19 protein-coding genes are annotated in these 17,043 nt (G+C 42.6%); 2 read left to right on the top strand and 17 right to left on the bottom strand.

Annotated features, from left to right (window positions below; all coding sequences use genetic code 11):
• Nucleotides 1-647 precede the first annotated feature (647 nt).
• Nucleotides 648-938 (top strand): hypothetical protein, encoded by a 291-nt coding sequence (locus FYJ39_RS03785; protein ID WP_154471112.1) that lies wholly within the window; start codon nucleotides 648-650, stop codon nucleotides 936-938.
• A 168-nt stretch (nucleotides 939-1,106) separates the two neighbouring features.
• On the opposite strand, the gene FYJ39_RS03780 is transcribed toward FYJ39_RS03785, so the two are convergent.
• The 3 genes from FYJ39_RS03780 to FYJ39_RS03770 form a co-directional block, all read right to left on the bottom strand.
• Nucleotides 1,107-1,523 carry an immunity 70 family protein gene (locus FYJ39_RS03780; RefSeq protein WP_154471111.1) on the bottom strand — a complete coding sequence of 139 codons (417 nt, stop codon included), beginning with the start codon at nucleotides 1,521-1,523 and terminating at the stop codon, nucleotides 1,107-1,109.
• 9 nt (nucleotides 1,524-1,532) lie between these two features.
• Nucleotides 1,533-1,955: a hypothetical protein gene (locus tag FYJ39_RS03775; protein WP_154471110.1), complete on the bottom strand. Its 423-nt coding sequence runs from the start codon at nucleotides 1,953-1,955 to the stop codon at nucleotides 1,533-1,535.
• A 163-nt stretch (nucleotides 1,956-2,118) separates the two neighbouring features.
• Nucleotides 2,119-3,351 (bottom strand): IS110 family RNA-guided transposase, encoded by a 1,233-nt coding sequence (locus tag FYJ39_RS03770; RefSeq protein ID WP_154471109.1) that lies wholly within the window; start codon nucleotides 3,349-3,351, stop codon nucleotides 2,119-2,121.
• A 341-nt stretch (nucleotides 3,352-3,692) separates the two neighbouring features.
• Between FYJ39_RS03770 and FYJ39_RS03765 the strand changes: the two genes are divergently transcribed.
• On the top strand, nucleotides 3,693-3,968 hold the full coding sequence (locus tag FYJ39_RS03765) for a hypothetical protein (RefSeq protein WP_154471108.1): 276 nt from the start codon (nucleotides 3,693-3,695) through the stop codon (nucleotides 3,966-3,968).
• 1,139 nt (nucleotides 3,969-5,107) lie between these two features.
• Here the strand turns inward: FYJ39_RS03765 and FYJ39_RS03760 are convergent.
• The 14 genes from FYJ39_RS03760 to FYJ39_RS03695 form a co-directional block, all read right to left on the bottom strand.
• Complete coding sequence (locus FYJ39_RS03760) at nucleotides 5,108-5,470, bottom strand: hypothetical protein (protein ID WP_154471107.1); 363 nt, start codon at nucleotides 5,468-5,470, stop codon at nucleotides 5,108-5,110.
• 17 nt (nucleotides 5,471-5,487) lie between these two features.
• The gene (locus FYJ39_RS03755; RefSeq protein WP_195840367.1) at nucleotides 5,488-5,700 is read right to left on the bottom strand and encodes a hypothetical protein; all 213 of its coding nucleotides are present in this window, start codon (nucleotides 5,698-5,700) and stop codon (nucleotides 5,488-5,490) included.
• A 255-nt stretch (nucleotides 5,701-5,955) separates the two neighbouring features.
• Nucleotides 5,956-7,188 (bottom strand): IS110 family RNA-guided transposase, encoded by a 1,233-nt coding sequence (locus tag FYJ39_RS03750; protein ID WP_154471105.1) that lies wholly within the window; start codon nucleotides 7,186-7,188, stop codon nucleotides 5,956-5,958.
• Nucleotides 7,189-8,074: 886 nt separating this feature from the next.
• Nucleotides 8,075-8,407: a hypothetical protein gene (locus FYJ39_RS03745; RefSeq protein ID WP_148446564.1), complete on the bottom strand. Its 333-nt coding sequence runs from the start codon at nucleotides 8,405-8,407 to the stop codon at nucleotides 8,075-8,077.
• Nucleotides 8,408-8,422: 15 nt separating this feature from the next.
• Nucleotides 8,423-9,811: a PAAR-like protein gene (locus FYJ39_RS03740; RefSeq protein WP_154471104.1), complete on the bottom strand. Its 1,389-nt coding sequence runs from the start codon at nucleotides 9,809-9,811 to the stop codon at nucleotides 8,423-8,425.
• A gap of 15 nt (nucleotides 9,812-9,826) precedes the next feature.
• Nucleotides 9,827-10,351, bottom strand: a complete 525-nt coding sequence (locus FYJ39_RS03735) for a hypothetical protein (RefSeq protein WP_154471103.1) — start codon at nucleotides 10,349-10,351, stop codon at nucleotides 9,827-9,829.
• Nucleotides 10,348-10,959 carry a hypothetical protein gene (locus tag FYJ39_RS03730; protein WP_154471102.1) on the bottom strand — a complete coding sequence of 204 codons (612 nt, stop codon included), beginning with the start codon at nucleotides 10,957-10,959 and terminating at the stop codon, nucleotides 10,348-10,350. The genes FYJ39_RS03735 and FYJ39_RS03730 overlap by 4 nt, the downstream gene beginning before the upstream one ends.
• Entirely contained in the window at nucleotides 10,956-12,350 is a 1,395-nt protein-coding gene (locus FYJ39_RS03725; protein ID WP_154471101.1) for a hypothetical protein, read from the bottom strand. Before FYJ39_RS03725 ends, FYJ39_RS03730 begins: the two co-directional genes overlap by 4 nt.
• Complete coding sequence (locus tag FYJ39_RS03720) at nucleotides 12,337-12,954, bottom strand: hypothetical protein (RefSeq protein WP_154471100.1); 618 nt, start codon at nucleotides 12,952-12,954, stop codon at nucleotides 12,337-12,339. Before FYJ39_RS03720 ends, FYJ39_RS03725 begins: the two co-directional genes overlap by 14 nt.
• Before the next feature lie 20 nt (nucleotides 12,955-12,974).
• Nucleotides 12,975-13,493, bottom strand: coding sequence for a hypothetical protein (locus tag FYJ39_RS03715; protein WP_154471099.1), 519 nt, complete (start codon nucleotides 13,491-13,493; stop codon nucleotides 12,975-12,977).
• A gap of 5 nt (nucleotides 13,494-13,498) precedes the next feature.
• Nucleotides 13,499-13,717 carry a hypothetical protein gene (locus FYJ39_RS03710; RefSeq protein ID WP_154471098.1) on the bottom strand — a complete coding sequence of 73 codons (219 nt, stop codon included), beginning with the start codon at nucleotides 13,715-13,717 and terminating at the stop codon, nucleotides 13,499-13,501.
• A gap of 1 nt (nucleotide 13,718) precedes the next feature.
• Nucleotides 13,719-15,392: a hypothetical protein gene (locus tag FYJ39_RS03705; RefSeq protein WP_154471097.1), complete on the bottom strand. Its 1,674-nt coding sequence runs from the start codon at nucleotides 15,390-15,392 to the stop codon at nucleotides 13,719-13,721.
• Between the two features lie 180 nt (nucleotides 15,393-15,572).
• Nucleotides 15,573-16,067, bottom strand: coding sequence for a DUF5721 family protein (locus FYJ39_RS03700; RefSeq protein ID WP_154471096.1), 495 nt, complete (start codon nucleotides 16,065-16,067; stop codon nucleotides 15,573-15,575).
• Between the two features lie 328 nt (nucleotides 16,068-16,395).
• The gene (locus FYJ39_RS03695; RefSeq protein ID WP_154471095.1) at nucleotides 16,396-17,001 is read right to left on the bottom strand and encodes a YgjV family protein; all 606 of its coding nucleotides are present in this window, start codon (nucleotides 16,999-17,001) and stop codon (nucleotides 16,396-16,398) included.
• Between the last annotated feature and the right edge of the window lie 42 nt (nucleotides 17,002-17,043).

Below are 17,043 nucleotides of genomic sequence, written 5' to 3'. Positions count from 1 at the left end.
GGAGCCGCAAAATTGTTATGCTGGATACCCCTGTTTTTTGAATACCTTTTTGCGGATTCTCCAAAAACTTTATGCTGGTTTCCTGCATTGTTACGGCCAAAAAGCACAATTTTAAGCCATTTCCAGGTTTTCTTCAGAGAAACTACCGGGTACAAACCTATGCAGGTAGAATCCTGCCATCATTTTCAGGCAGACAGACGAATTTATCCGTGAGTTGTTTCCTTCCGCTCGCTCGCCGCAATTCTCTTGCCTTTGTGACGCGCCGTGACCGCCCGTGTTGCCCTTTTCCGGCCGAACTCGAAAAGATGTACCATGAACCAGATATATCGGCTCGTTGACCCGATGTGAAACAACTACATTTTTCCGAAAATTGAGAAAATAGTAGGGTCGAAATGTGTGCAGGTTAAAGGAGTGGTGCCAAAAAGACGGCACCACTCGCTAAAACGCCCACCGGCAGAGCCGTTGGGGAAAACTACTATGGCATAACATTTCCCTCTTTTCTCTGATTTTTTATGCCATCAAAATGGTTTTGTTTATTCTGCCATATTTTCAGCAACGATTTTTATTGGATTCTGTGAATGGATTGATTTCTGCTTTTTCGGTATCGTCTGTGTCAGAGATTTCATCTCGGAAAGGAGGTTCGCCTAATGAGAGATATAGATTTTTCCCAACTTCTTTTTATGCATCTGGAAGAACGGGAGCATAACAATGTTTATCAGAATCTGCAGCAAGATACCGAATATCTGGAAGCGACAGCGGAAGAAGCAGAACTTTGTGAGCAATATGAAAATCTCGACTTATCCGAAGAACAGCGGAATATCATCAAGAAATGGATAGCCAGCATTCATGCTCAGAACGCCGCCTATACTTCGGTAGTATTCCGTATGGCGATGCAGTGCTGTTTTTCTCTGCTAATGCAACTGGCAGATTTGAAATAATTACAGAAAAATCGGAGGTATTCCGAGACTTTTTAAGCCTAAGAATACCTCCGATACTGTGTTTAAATTAGATATTGAGAAGTTCTATCTTCCCCCTTATACCCCCTGGTGAGTGCCATTGTAACATGGGCGTTTGAGGATCGTCAAGTGAAAAATATTACAAAATTATTACATGGATTTGATTTCTATTTCAGTATTTATTTCTTTTGCTTTCTCTAATGCATGAGCAAAAACGGTTAGAAAATCATTCCCATCACTTGTTACAAAATAATTAGATAAATCTGTGATGTCTTTACTAATATCACTTCCCCATGGAGGCTGTTTTGACAAATCTTCTATATCCCATACTACCTTTTCAGGACTGAATGTTTGTAACTCTTTCTTGATTATACTCAATTCCTCTAATGCCCTATCTATATTTTCGTGTTCTAATTTCCCTTGATATAATTCGTTCATAATTACCGGAAAACGACTTCCCCAGTTCTCATTTTCTAAATTATATGCTACTGTAGAAAAGAATGACTGCAAAAAATCACCATGTCCTATTTGATACCAATAAAATTTTACCTTAAATCCAACTGCCATGCTATCCTCCTAGTCCATCTTAAACAGTATTTCGACACAGTTATTCGTTCTCTGCATAATGTCATCATACAACGCATTTAAAGCGGCATCTGAAACATTTTGACCTCTAACATCAATCATAACTGATTGCTTTGTTCCATCGGGCAAATTTTCTATTCTTTGATAATACTGCTTTTCTATATTCCGCGCAAGATTACTTCTACCACTTGCACTTTCTACATTATAATTTTTTATATCTACACTAAATCCATCCTTGTAATAATCAGGACGTACACTTCCTTTTGTTCCATACGGAACCTCTTCTCCATTAATAAATGATTTTTGAGCATCATAATCCGGGAAATCCTTTGCTGCATCGAGCTCCGATTGTCTCCATGTAGGTCTTGATGTTGATGTACCACCCTTACTTCCCCCCTTGGCATAGACACTCAACCCTTATGCTTTTTGCGCCTTTTCCATCCCTTCTTTGGAAAAAGCGGACTGTCCTTAAGGATCTGGCAGTTCTAAATCTTTAAATACTAAAGCAGAAAAAGAACAAGGGGGATTCCTTCTTCTGCTGTTCTTCTCTCCATTATAAGCGTTCCTATGGCCTCTTTCAAACAGTTTCGTCCCCTGTTTTGCTCTCCGGCTCCCGGTATTCCGTGTGGTTCTTTAACATTCCGTATACGATATTTACTAAGCGTCTGGCGATGCAGATTAACGCCTGGGGCTTATTCTTGCCTTCCTCCAGCCTTTTCAGGAAATATTCACGAAATAACGCATTCCTCGGCGTTCCGCTGGGCGCTACCTGCACCATCTGGATTGCAAGAAAATAAAAGATGGCCTGTAATCTCCGGTTTCCCTGTTTTGGGCACACATCCTTCCCTTTTCCTGCTGAGGAAAAATTGATGGGTGCGATTCCGGCGAACTTCGCCAGTTTTTTTGCGTTGGGAAAACGGTCAATGTTTCCTATCTCTGCAAGGATATTCGCCGCTGTGATAATATCGATTCCCGGCATGGTTATAAGGGTACAGCCAAATTCAGGGAGCATGGCTTCGATTGCCGCCTCCACTTCCTCCATCTGTTTACGGTAATGTTCCAAATCATATGCCAGACTTCTGGTGATGATGTCTCGGCTTTCCTGACAGTCACGGCAGGTTTCTCCATCGGACTTTACCAGTTCCAGTATCTTTTCCGCCCGTTTGACAGAACAGTTATTGTGGCTCACCGGGCGCAGTTCTCCCGCCAGTTCCTCTGCGGTCTTTCCTCGCAGATGGACCGGTGATGGGTATTCATGAAAAAAATATAAAGCAGTTGGGCGACCAATGTCCTGGAAGAATTTCTTATAGCTTGGATATGCCATGCAGAGCTGTTCATGCATCTGGTTCTTTAGTCTCTGCTGATGAATGTTGATGTTATCCCTCCGGTTCACGAGTTGGCTCAGCGTCCAGTATTTATCATCCGGGGCGGCATCCGGCAGTTTGTCCAGCAGATTAATCAGCACCAGCGCCACCGCTTCCGCATCATAGCTGTCGCTTTTTTGATACATTGGGACACTTTTTCTCTGGGCATAGGACAAGGCCGTGTTTACATCTTTCACAAGAAATCCTTTTTCAAGCAGCCATACCGCCAGTGTGCGGCCATAGCCGTAAGCGTTCTCCAAGCCGTAAACGGCTGTCTTTTCCTCTGTTACAAACCGGCTGACTTTTCTCGTCAGCTTATGAAATTCCGCCGGTTTGTTCTCGATCGTGATCTCTCCCAGCTTGTGGTTCCAGCAGTCCAGCATGACCGCTGTGTGGGTTTCCTTATGCAGATCTATCCCCACATAAATAATGTTTTCTTTCCTCAAGTATCATCCTTCCTCCACTTCCTGTCTCCATCTCCAGCCACAGATATCGCCGGCAACCTCAACTGATAAGCGTTATATGCCGATTTACGCGCAAAAGCTACGGCCATCGCAAGGGGGGAAAAGCCTATCCGTCCCTATAACCAAAGGTTTCTACAGGTTATTCCTCTTTCGAGGTGTGTCGTATGTTACCTCTGGTGACGAACGGATTCAAGTCCTTTTTCTGATGGATTTTCCGATTTGTGTAAGGTGCTTTAAAATCTGTCCTCTGGTTTGGTGCATTGTGGTATCGACTTCTGCGGAGCCTTCCGGTATCCTCTGTGGTGCGAAGGGAGGTGAACGCAATGAGCGAGAAAGAATGGATAGAATATATCATCTACGAACGGATGGAACTGCATTGGCAGGAACTGTCCCATCCCAAGGCAGACGGCAGGCAGGAAGAATCACAGATGTTAGACCGGGTGGAGGCAATCCTGAAACGGCTGACCAAAAAAGAGCGAAAAACCATCAGCCGGTTCTTCGATTTAACCACAGAACGCCATGCAAAAGAAACCGCTTATCTTTACACCTGTGGTGTTAAGGATGGTATTCGTGCCATGAAATTAACCAACAGTCTTTAAAACAGGAACAACACATGCCGCCATACTTCATGAGGAGCGGCGGCATGTGCTGTTCCTGTTTTCTATGTGTATCTGCTGTCTGTTTTTTTCTGAAGATTCCGCTGTGTTTCCTCCCCCTTAAACCCCCTGGTGTGCGCCATTTTACCATGGAACCGTCTTGGAAATCAATTTTTTTTTCCTTGCATATTTCTTACCATATCCTTACTGCCAACATTCCTCTCAGGGTCGAAAAATTTTCTTCTGGGTGGCTTGGTGGCACCCAGCTTTTTCATTTCCGGTATTCTGCTACCCACGGTGAACAATTCGCCCATGAAAGGAGGACTGCTCCGGGTGACGGAGCCGTAAAATTGTTATGCTGGATACCCCTGTTTTTTGAATACCTTTTTGCGGATTCTCCAAAAACTTTATGCTGGTTTCCTGCATTGTTACAACCAAAAGCACAATTTTAAGCCATTTCCAGGTTTTCTTCAGAGAAACTACCGGGTACAAACCTATGCAGGTAGAATCCTGCCATCATTTTCAGGCAGACAGACGAATTTATCCGTGAGTTGTTTCCTTCCGCTCGCTCGCCGCAAGTCTCTTGCCCCTGTGACGCACCGTGACCACCCGTGTTGCCCTTTTCCAGCTGGTATCGGAAGATGTACCATGAGCCAAGTATATCGGCTCGTTGGCTCGATGTGAAACAACCACTTTTTTCTGAAAATTGAGAAAAATAGTAGGGTCGAAATGTGTGCAGGTTAAAGGGCGTGTGCCACCAGAGGATGGCATACGCCGGAAAACACCCACCGGCAGAGCCGTTGGGAGAAATGTGGTATGGCATAACTTTCTCTGCTGTTCAAAAATTTGTTATGCTTGGGGACAATTTTATCGGGATTGCCATGTAGCAGAAAAATAGGAGATGCGCCATAGCCCATAGTAGCTACGGAACATCTCCCATTATGTGTTTTTATTTAGGTATTACGAGAACTTTTCAGCCCCCTTATACCCCCTGGTGAGTGCCATTGTAACATGGATATTTATGGGGCGTCAATGGGAATAGGGACAAAATTGTTACAGCTACTTTCAACTGCCCTTATGCACAATTTGAAATATAAACTGGAGAAAGTTTTGTATTTCATGACTATTCTCCAGTTTTTAAATTATTCAAAATCTAAATCAATTCTTAATACATCTATTTTTACTTGTTTACCGTCCAAGTACCCATAATCGTATAACTCTTCTTTATCTATTTCAAAATTGATTACAGACTTCAAAATTCCTCTATCAATATCCAATATTCCAAAAAGTGAATATTCGAAAGTTTGATTTTTCCTTTCTATGCTAAGTTTTTTTTCATCACACTGTGCAATTTCTAAATCATCATATAGTAATACCTCAACGATTGCCTCCTGTCCTATTTTTTTCATGATTCCACAATTAACAAATCCTGTGATACATGCATCTCCGATTCTAACTGTAACTTCATCTTCGACAATATTTATTATTTCGCAATCATATTTCATGTGTATCACCCTTCTCTCTATTTAGGATTAATAACAGGTGTATTTTCTCCATTCAACATCTTCCAAAATGATTTTCCACTCTCAGTATGGAATGTAGTAATATAACCCTCATTATTAGTACCAACAAAAGCAAACTTTGCATTGCCCTTGCTATTATTACCCATAAATTGAACATATCCGGTTCTTATTTCACCTTTGTATGCATATTCAACTTTATATCCATTTTGCATTACATCTTGTGCACCTTGCAAATATTCGTCTGCCGTATTAAATATTCCTTTAAACTCACCGCCATGCTTATCAAAATGTGATAATAATTTTTCTTCAGACGCAAAAGTTGCTTTGGTGTTACTACCACTCTTGACATAAACTCTTTACCCTTATAATAATCCAAGCCGATGCCACTCTTCCGGAAAATGCGTACACTTCCCAAAGCTGACTATCACATCTGCTTAAAATTCTACTACATATTTGCCATTATTTCACTACTTTTCGCCAGCACTTTCCACCACTGGCATACGATATTCCGTACCATGCTTTAACATTCCATAAATAATACTGATTAACCGTCTTGAAATGCAAATCAGTGCCTGCTGACTGGTTTTTCCCTCTGCCTTACGTTTCTCATAATATGCCCGTACCACCGAATTTCTCGGTGTACCCTTTGAGGATACCTGCACCATCTGGATTGCAAGGAAATAAATGGTTGCCTGCAATCGTCTGTTACCCTGCTTGGTAGCTACATCTTTCCCCTTACCGCTAGATGATAAATGAAGTGGTGCAATTCCTGCAAACTGTGCCAACTTATTAGCATTACTAAAGCGTTTGATATCACCGATTTCAGCAAGAATCTTCACTGCTGTGATAACATTTACACCGGGAATGGTTGTAAGCGTGCAGCCAAGCATCTTATACATCTGTTCCAGCATCTTGTCTACCTCTGCCAGTTGGCTGTCATAGTGCTGTAAATCACTGACAATGCTAAGAGTCACCATGTCCCTGGCATCTTGGTAAGCATTATTTTTTACCTTGTCACTTGCTACCGCATCCAAGATTTTCTCACAGTTTTTGGTCGAACATCTATTGTGGCTGACGGGAACAAGTTCCTTACGTAAATCTTCCACAGACTTACCCCTAAGATACTTTCTGGATGGATAATGCTCCCAGAAGTACAGTGCAGTAGGTCTACTGATGTCATTAAAAAATGACTTATACGACGGATACGCAATACACAACTGCTCGTGCAACTGATTAACCAGTCTGGTTCGCTGTTTCATGATATTGTCCCTACGATGCACCAACTGACCAAGTGACCAGTACGCATCGTTCAGACAAGCATCCGGAAGCTTATCAAGCATGTTTAATGTTGCAAGTGCAATGGCTTCCGCATCATCACTGTCACTTTTGCGATACATGGCACCCCGGTGCTTTGCCTGTCGATGTGAGATAGCGGTATTTACATCCTTTACAAAATACCCCTTATCAATCAGCCACACCGCTAAAGGTCTGCCGTAACCATAAGCATTCTCCAGACCATAGACTACTTCTTTTGCATCAGTATTACATTTTTTAACCTTTGTTACCAGCTTAGGAAAATCGGCTGGTCTGTTTGGAAAAGTAATCTCTCCAAGCTTTTGATTGTAGCAGTCAATCATAACTGCTGTGTGGGTTTCTTTGTGTAAATCGATACCCACATAAATAAAATTTTCTTTTACCATAAAATCAACCCCAATCTCAATGTTTGGCAAAATAGTGGCAATCTCAACTATTAAGCATCTTTCTCGGAATTACGCATCTTTTCAGCAACCAAGTGTGCAAGAGTGGTATAGCCTATCCACTTCTGGTCAGGCACAAAATATTCCGCAAAGGAACACCGCTGACTTTCATGGAGATGGATACATCCTGTAGAACACAGGACATGAAGCAGAAGAAATCTCCTTCGTGGTGTGTGATGTTAACTCTGAAAAAGAACAGTTGCAAGTCAAAATTTTTGTTTTGAAAAATCGGAGGAAACTTTGGCGATGTGAAGACAGAATTGGCTTTATGCCATAGACCAAAAACAGAGAAAAAACCGTAAATATGCACAAATTCATTTTTTAGACAGACAAATCAACTTTCTCTTGCCCCTGTGAGAGCCTGTGTTGCCCCTGTGTGCGATTTTAAGAGCGAAGTCGAGGAGTTACCCATGATAGACTTTTTAGGGCTTGTTGGGGAAATGTGAAAGAAGATACTTTTAGAAAATATAAGAAAAATATTAGGGTCGAAAATAGTGCAGGTTAAAGGGCTTATGCCGTCCTTCGGCGGCATAAGCCGGAAAACCCCCACCGGCAGAGCCGTTGGGAGAAGTATGGTATGGCATAACTTTCACTACTGTTCAAAAATTTATTATGCTTTGGGACAATTTTATCAGGATTTCCATGTAACAGAAAAATAGGAGATGCACTATAGCCCATAGTAGCTACGGAACATCTCCTATTATGTGTTTTTGTTTAGGTATTACGGAGCAGCTTATCCCCCTTATACCCCCTGGTGGGTGCCATTGTAACATGGATGTTTTGGAAGTGTCAAGGGAAATGTTACAATTTTATTACATAATGCAAATCATCAATCTCCTATCGAAACTAGTCCTAAATCACTTGTCATCGCTTTTTGGATAATCTCTAATAAGTCTTGCACCATTTGTCTGCCTTCATCTGGTTCTTCATAATTCTGAAGCAATGCTGTGTCCAATATATATTTGCATATTTCGGCGATTTGAAACAAATCATTTTTAGAAACTTCAACATCATCATAAGGATCAATCTGGTACAATTTACTCATATCAAAGGATACTTGTCCACTCATTTTATAGATAAAATCAATCAACTCATCGCAAAATTCTACGTTGACATCTTGTTCATTAATCTCATCTATTGAATTACCTATGTAAAAGTTCATTACAACAACCTCCTACTACTTTTTGGGAAACGCAGTAATTACATTTCCAGCCTCATCAATAACTACTTTTAAAGTATATAATGGTTTCCCTTTGCTATTTGTCCCTATTGGATTGGAAAATGTTTGTTCAAAAATATAACCTTCTCTTCCAGCAGTATTAGGACCTACAATGAAGTTGTCCCCTGTCAATGTACTATCAATACTATTTCTAATATCAAAATCTGCATTAAAATGTGATTTGTTTCCGTATGTAGAATTAGGTCCATGTCTATCGAGTATATGATTGTCAAAGGTATCATCACTTAAAGTATAGTTGTCTGCTAGGTCAAATACTTCTTGGAATTTGCTTCCTGAGCCACTCTTACTACCACTCTTACTACCCCCCTTACCGTCAACTCTCTCCCCTCCCATTTCGGAAGAGCCCTTCACACTTCCACTCTCTTTCCCCTTCTCCTCTCCCTTTTTAACCGCTCCCCTTCCCTTATCCCCCTCCATCCTTCTGCCTGAGCTATTTCCCTCAGCCAACGCTGACGAATACATGACTGTCGTATACGCAAATGCCTCCGTGCATTCCCTCAGCCAGCTCCCAAACATCTTTTGCTTTTCAATCCCACGGTACACCGGGTTTGTTTCGATCCGCTCCGCTGTCTCCTTACAATCCTTCCTCAGCAGCTCCATCATCGCCTCATTTAGATAGTTTTGATCCCATCCCTCCTTTCCCTGCATTCCGTGCTGGTTGGCTGTATCTCTTAAGTCGTTCATGAAACCTTCAAATGACCTTACTTCGCAGTCCGTCATCAGCCGCTCCAACGCCGCTAGTATGTATGCTCCTTCCAGGTTCTTAGGGTCATATAATGTAACGATTTCCAGCCCTTCCTCCCGGCCTTCTATCTGTTCCTCCAAAAACTGCAGCGCCATTTCATAGTTCCCTTCCAGATATACGCTTCCATATGGATCCTCCAGGGTTTCTCTCAGCCCTGGGTATTTACGCTCCATATTTCTCAGGAATTGTTGAAACCGCGCAAACCTCCCATCCTGGCCTGATGTGACCGCCCGGATTGCCATTCCCGACGCTTTGCAGATGAGCGTGGAGCTGGTTGTTATGATTTCCTTCCCATTTACCCTCTCTGTTTGCGGCTCCGCGTTGACCCAGCGCTCCTCTAGATCCATCTTAAAATAGCACTCATCGTTTTTCAGGCATTTCCCAAAGGGATGGATATTCCTGTGGGCAATGCTGTCCTCCACGCATGCCTTCGGCAGGTCGTTTATGCTGATCCCGTCCGTTTCCACCATTAAAAAGCTTCTTTGGGAGCCGTACTCACATTCCAGCTCCGCCCCTAATACCAATGGCTCCGCCGGCTTCTCCTCTTCCTTCATCCACCACGACCAGTCTATCCAGCCCATTTCGGAGTCCCCCTCTCATTGTACTGTAAATTCCTCTATTTTCATACCCCTTACTTCCCTCCTGTATGCACTTTCTATAAACTCCAGATTGGCGATGGTATAGCGCCCTTCTATCTGGCCAATCCGAAAGATTGGATGGCCTTCTATCCTTTCCTTTACCAGGATCCCCCTTGTTATCTCGCTTTTATCCCGGCTCAATTCACTCCTTTCATGCAGACAGTCTATCTCCTCCAGCTGTGGAACCAGGTAATGCGCCGTCCTCTGGTTGGCTTCATCGTATAAAAACATGTTTTTAAACCGGGTGTTAGGGCAGTATAGGCGGATCAGGTCAGCCATATCCTTTGACGCCAGGAAGCAGGGATAGCAGAGGATGTCCATAAACTGGCACTCCCTGTTTAGCTCCACTTTTAAATAATTGTTCCTCCCCAGAGCTTCATAAATGCTCTGTTCTGCCCGCCTGCCCGGTTTTACAAGGGAATTCCAGTTCAGAATCCGGGGAAGAGGATTTCTGTCATCTGTATAAATCCTGAAATATCTCATCCGCCTTTTCCCCCTTTCCATAAGGTAAACAGTAGATCCGCCTGCCCCATATACTCTCCAAATAAAATCTGCGTCGTTTCCTCCCACCGGCTTTCTTCCCACAGGAGCCCTCCATTTGCGGCTGTTTCCTCCAGCAGCGTCTCTAACAGGGCCTTTGCGATTCTATGATAACAGGGCGCATACGCATAACGGATTGCGTCTATTTCATATTCACGGATTCTGGGGATCCTCTGCTCCAGCTCTTTTCTTATTTCCCGGATATCCTCCTCAAATAAGCGGTAAACGATTCCTGCGTCCCAGTAGGATTCCGGGCTGGAACCATCGCTGTAAAAGCCTCCGTCCAGCATGTCAATCCGGATCCAATATCTCCCCATAAACAAGCTGCTGAACAGATGTGAGAACTGCACATACTTTATTTTATTTTTTCTCTTCCGATCCTGCTGCAAAAACGCATGTTCCAGTGCTGTGTAAAGAGCGTCTAAAAATCCCTTCACCACCTTCTCACTATTCTGCTCGCAAAACAGAACGGTCTTTTGGATGCTTTTATGAAACTGTTCTGAAATAATCGGCTGTGCAATATGCAGTATTTCATCCTCTCGGCTTCTCATTGTATCCTGAACTTCCCTCCGGTAAATGTAACATCCTGATCCATATGGAGACCGGCGCTGCCCTGCCTGATGTCCACGCATTTGGTTCCGGCAACAACAAGGGATGAACCTTCGCTGGATATGGTCATCCTTCCCCCGGCTGATATGGAGATGTCCTGGCTGCTGACTATCTGTATGCCTTCCCCGTCTTTGATTTTAATGGACATCCCCTGATGGTTGGTCAGCTCCACACTGTCGGGAGTGAACAGCAATTCCTTCCCATATTTCGTTTTAAAGGACTTATGCTCCGGTTCTTTTCTGTCTTCCCCGGTCTCCAGATGAACCGCGCTTATCACATAGCCATGCTCCTCCATACAGTCCGGGATTTGCAGGCGGACACGATCCCCAAGCTCCGGCATACAGTACCATCCCGCCCCGTCCGGTGAGGAATACCCGGTCGAAAACGGGAACCATTTGCTCACTGTCTGGCTGCTATTTTCATCATTTGCGATTGAGATCTGAACCATATCCTGCATCACATTGCTTACAGACGCCTGAAAGGAGCATCCTGCCTGACATTCATTAAAGAGACGGGCTGTCTTCATTCCATTGGCTGGTCGAAGTGTGTAGATGTTATATAACTCTCCTTGCTTATATTCCCTGTGAATCCGATGGATATATCCCCCTTCGTTCCTGAAGATAAGCAAATCCCATAAATCATAAAGCTCTCTTGATGAAATACGGTATTCCAGATAATCCTGTTCCTTCAATCCACCTATCCCCTTTGCTCCCTGGGCCATAAATGCGTCAAGGTTTTTACTGATGCAATCAGCTGTCCCTGACAGTTGATAGGTGGCATAGCTTGCATTTCCTACATAGTAAAATACCCCCTCTCTGGTAATCGCCGGTGTAATCTCCAGTCCAAAGAGGCTGGCCAGCCTCTTGATAAATTCCCAGTCTGTTTCTTTATACTGTAATAAGAAATCAATCTTCGTTTTCTCAATACACGGTTCTGCAATCACGCCATAGCTGCCATAGCATTCATTGATGCTGTTCATTACCTCCAGATAAGTAACATTCAGATCCTGAAAGGATCGAAAATGTGGCGCGCCATCCATCAAATAGGTTCCGCTTTTTAAAACCAACTTCATCCTTGTGGCATGAGGCTCCGTTTCAAAGGAAAAACCAGCAATGATTCCTCCCATCACAAGCTTTTTCTCTCCGTTTTCATCCTCTGCGGTAACTGTTATCCACCTGTTTTCCAACACACGCCTTTTATATTCTTCAGTCTCTTTATCACAAATATATCCGGATATTAGCCCTGTTGCATGTTGTCCGATTTGCTGGTCTATTTCCAGGCAATCGATTGTCAGAAAATCAAACGATGAAATTTGAATTTTATCTGCCTTCATTTCTTTTCTCCTCCTTTTCCCCAATTTCCATATATTCCAACGATTGGATTACCGCTTTTTTCCATTCCTCATAAAACATCATCCTGCAATTAAATGCTCCCGCCAGCAGATAGGCTCCGAAAGAAATTAAGAACTGTAAATGATATGTTTCTTCATCTAACGTAAAGTTTTTGTATTCAAACCATTTTCCTTTCAGTTTGTCTGAAACAATATCTCCCTGGTCATACATCACGGTTTCAGGGGCATGCAGCAATATGGCATCCTTCATTTTCCGGATGTATGCATCCAATGAAGCATCTCCCTGAAGCGCTTCCTCCGTAAGTAAATGAAAACAAAAATTTTCGTCATATCTCATATTGGTTAAGATTACTGGCGGGCGGTATTCCGTTATGTATCTAACATTTGCAATTCGCTCTGGCATTACTACAAAATCCTCAGGTAACCATGCGCAGACCTTTCCATCAAAAAGAGGAAATGGAACAAAGCGGACTTTCTTCCCGCAGATAGGGATTTCATCTTTCATTAAATCATATATCCTTGTCCGGCTTTGATAATATCCCCGTAAAGCAATAATTTCTTTGTCCACACAGATACCTCTCTTCATTCTGTTTAACACCCCCATTTTTAAGAGAACAGCAGCTTTCGGGCTTTTACATAGGAAGGCTCCACTTCGGGTATCTCCAAAGAATTCATGATTTCTATCATATTCTTTTTTCCTGCTTCGTCCTCCATCCTGCATCCCATGGTGCCAAGCATCATCCATCCATCAACCGGGAAAACGTACATAATGTTATACAATTTTCCTTCCCTTTGGGATGTCTGAAAGGCAAACCAACCACATCCCCCTTCTTTCCGTCTTAATACTTCTGGTTTCCGCAGCAAGCTTGAAGGATACAGGCTTAAGATAATTTTGGTAATAGACTGGATTGCCTCCTCCACCTGATTTTTCGATAGTCTCTGTTCTTTCAGTAATGAAAACGTACATAATCTTGCCCCAGCCTTATCTTCTAACATAATCTGCGGCCTTTTTTCATAAGGATACATCATTTCCGCCTTCTTAATATCCATAACCTGATAAGCTTCCGGTATATCCACCAAAAGACGTTCATTGAACAAAGACCGCTTTTTCTTAGATTGATCCATCCCACTTACCTCTTTTCCTGATATCTGTGCAGCTGTGTTTTTACTTCCTTTTTACAAGCGTCAAAGGAAACCGGAATGGGCGGATATATCTTATTCCTATGTCCAAATACCAGTTGTTCCATTTGCTTTGAAGCCATACGCTTCACCTGAGCTACAGGCAGCTGATTCATTTTATCAATCAACGGACTTTTCCCCACAGCTCCATTTGTTACTGAATATGCCATATTAATCCCCCTTCATCCTTCCCTTAATCGGGCGAAGCCCTAATGCAATCTGAGATATTTGATCCTGCCCAACACATTGTGGAATGGCAGAAATAATATTCACTATGGAGGCTCCAAGCTCATAACCATTTCCTGCGTCATTGTCCTCCATTAGCTCTTTTAGTTTAAATTTCAGTTTTTCTCTTTCCTTCTCCACTTTTTCCTTTTTCTTCTTATTCACTATTACCTCTATTCCTGTTGAGCGTTTACTTTTTTCCGATATGGTCTGAGTCTTTAATTCCCCAAGATTTTTAAAGGTGCTGTATCTCCCTATCGAATCCAGATTATGGCAGATATTTACGACTGTTGGCGATCCCAGCTGCCGCTTAATAGCGGTAACTTCGGCAGGAGCCGTCAATTCAACCTCGCTTCCCTGCAAATAAACTTCGCCTTTTGCCTGAATCAAAACTTCTTCACTGCTGCTGATAATGCCGCCTGCCCCATCCTGTAATATGATATTAGACCCTTCACTATCTGCCGTTATCCCTATAAGTGACGGCTGCAGCGTTATTTTTTTATTTTCACCGGATTGAAAGCAACGGGTATTGGGATTCTGCGTATCTTCACATACTTGTCCATTTTGTCTTACACAGTGAATTCCAATTGCTTCCCGTTCATCCTCTCCTGGAATCAACAGCCGGATCTTACTTCCCGTTTCGGGCATACAATACACCATGTTTCCATGCTCTGGAAGCCACAAATATGGAAAAGCTTTTTCAGCAGCCTGTTCTTCATCCATATCCAAATGTATTTTTACAGTCTCTCCTGACCGCTCCAACACTGTACCGGTCAGGGATACCCCTTTGATATGGGAATTATAAACGGTTGAAAATGAACGATAGTCTTTTCCTGCCAATTTATATTTACACTGTAAAACCCCATTCTTTAATTCCATTGATGCTTCATATGTCCATAATCGTTCATTCTTATAGCTTACACTCTGACCCACATGGAGTATCTGGCCCGTAACCACCTCAAAATATGTACCCGCCCTTCCTCTCCCATTTGCAGAGCCTGCCTGCTCAGCATCCATTCGCCATATTTCCTTTGATGGGGTTACTTCTAAAGGTATACTGTGCTCTTTAAAACCGACATAAATCCCTTTGCCAGCATAATCGCTTGCCGCTAAAAGAGGCAAATGAAGATGCGTAGACAGCCTTAAAAGAAATTCCCAATCTGTTTCCTTATACTGTATAAATGGGCTTGTAACGATTTCATCTTTTCCTGAGCATATGATTTGGAATTCATTTTCCTCGGCAACTTTTTGGATTAATCCCACAACCGACCCATTTGTTATACCTTGAAATGATCTGCTTTTTCGTTCTAAGTCCATTAACCGAGAGACTGAATATGCCGCAATGTATATAACGTCATAGGAAGCTTTCTTTTCTACACAAATTCTGCATATCACGCCTGAAAAAATCAAATCCTCTGTGTTGCCTTTTGTAGAATAAATCATAATTGGCTGGCTATTCATCTCCTGCCCTAACAACTCCAGAGAATCCGTCTCTATGCCTGCTGAAAGTTCCGCAAATGCGTGGTCTCCAATCTGTTCTGAGACAGAAAAATGATATATCTGGTTTAATTCAATATTACATTTAATTTTTAAATTATTTTGGTATATATAGCTGTCCATATCTCTTCCTCTTCCCACTATAAAAGCGCTTTTAACTTCCCATAAACGGATCCTGTACTTTCGGACTGCTGAACGTCTTTTTCATCTTCCTCTTGACATATCAGCAAATCTCATTTTTATTAATATAGCATAAAATAAGCTTGGCAATACTAGTTAGCCGGTATTCACCTTTCCGCCGGATTATCTTACACATACAATATCATGCTCCCGCATGAACCGTTCCACTGTCCTGTCCCACTCTGTTTCCAGAGCTTTGTCCAGTGTAAATACATAGAGGGAGGTGCCTGTAACGCAGTACAGGACTCCCTCCTCGTACCGGATATTAAGATAAAGGCCTTGAATCTGGCTTTCAGTGATACCCAAGCCTGAGTTTTTTACAAACTTCTCTACTGCTCCCGGACTCAGCTGCAGCACAATGCGGAAGCTGCCTGGCAGCTTCTTTCCCTTGATCAAGGTGAAGCATATAGGACGGAGCATTTTCCAGGAAGAAAACTCCTCAATTTTGCGCTCCTCCAACTCCTCCTCTCCAAAATATCCCTGTCGTATGTGCCCATCTATGGTAAAACGGTTAAAGGTTACAATCTCGATCTCCTTAACTAAAAACTGGTCAAAATCTTCCTTTACAAACAGCTTGGAGGTAAACGTCCTTACATCCTCCGCCCTTAATGCAATCATATCCCTCTCCTGCTCTGTCCTTATGGCAATTTCTTAAATATTCCCCGGTAGCCAATGTGAATCCACTATGCCAAGTATAAAATAGATGCAGAAAAAAGTCAAACCCGCTGGAATACATCGGCCAAGAGTCAAGACCACCGGCTTAGTGCATCTGTCAAGGAGAAGCAGACACTGAAAAACTCCACAATGCAAAACAGGGCTTTGCCCTAACAGCAAAAAAACACAGTTCCATAGCTAGGAGCCACTTGGAACTGTGTTTTGGTTCTGACGGGTCTGATTTTTATTCCATATACTATCCTGTTTCTATGTTTCATCATCCCCATACTTACTACAGCTTTTTAACATAAACACCATTTTCTCTGACAAATCCCATCTTCCTTAGATACGTTTCATGGTTTTCTTCGTTCCCGGAAAATACCAGTTTACGGATTCCCTGCTTCTGCAGCTTTGAATACAGATATTCCCCCACGGAGCAGTCACGATATGCCGGTGTGGAATAGTCAAGCAGCACCTCCAGAGTTCCGTCTTTTTGCCTGTTTCCTAGCATCATCCCTGCAGGCGTTGCGTCACAACAAACAAGATAAGCAGCATTTCCCCTTACCTCCAGGTTCTGGCCGGGAAAACAGCTTGTTATATCCTCTCTATAGCGCTCCAGAAAATAATCAAAAAATGCTTCATCCACATTGCCTTTTATCAGGTCAAACTGTCTGTCAGGCTTTTTAAGGCGCAACAGGTAATAAATATTGATACCTACCAGACAGAAATTCATCAAGGCTGTGGGATAAGACTGAATAAGCAAAGCATATACAGCAAACATAAAAGAGCCGATAGAATTCACAATTCTCAGCTTCACCACAGATGACATAAGAAATGCAATCAGCACCAGGATTGAGCTGATATATCCAACCAGTTCTATGATCATATGATTACTCATGTTTTACCATCCTTCTGCACAGTATTCCTTTATAAAAAGGGG

The organism is Clostridium porci, assembly GCF_009696375.1.
GTDB classification, from domain to species: Bacteria; Bacillota; Clostridia; order Lachnospirales; family Lachnospiraceae; genus Enterocloster; species Enterocloster porci.
This window is presented reverse-complemented; position numbering and strand designations above follow the sequence as displayed.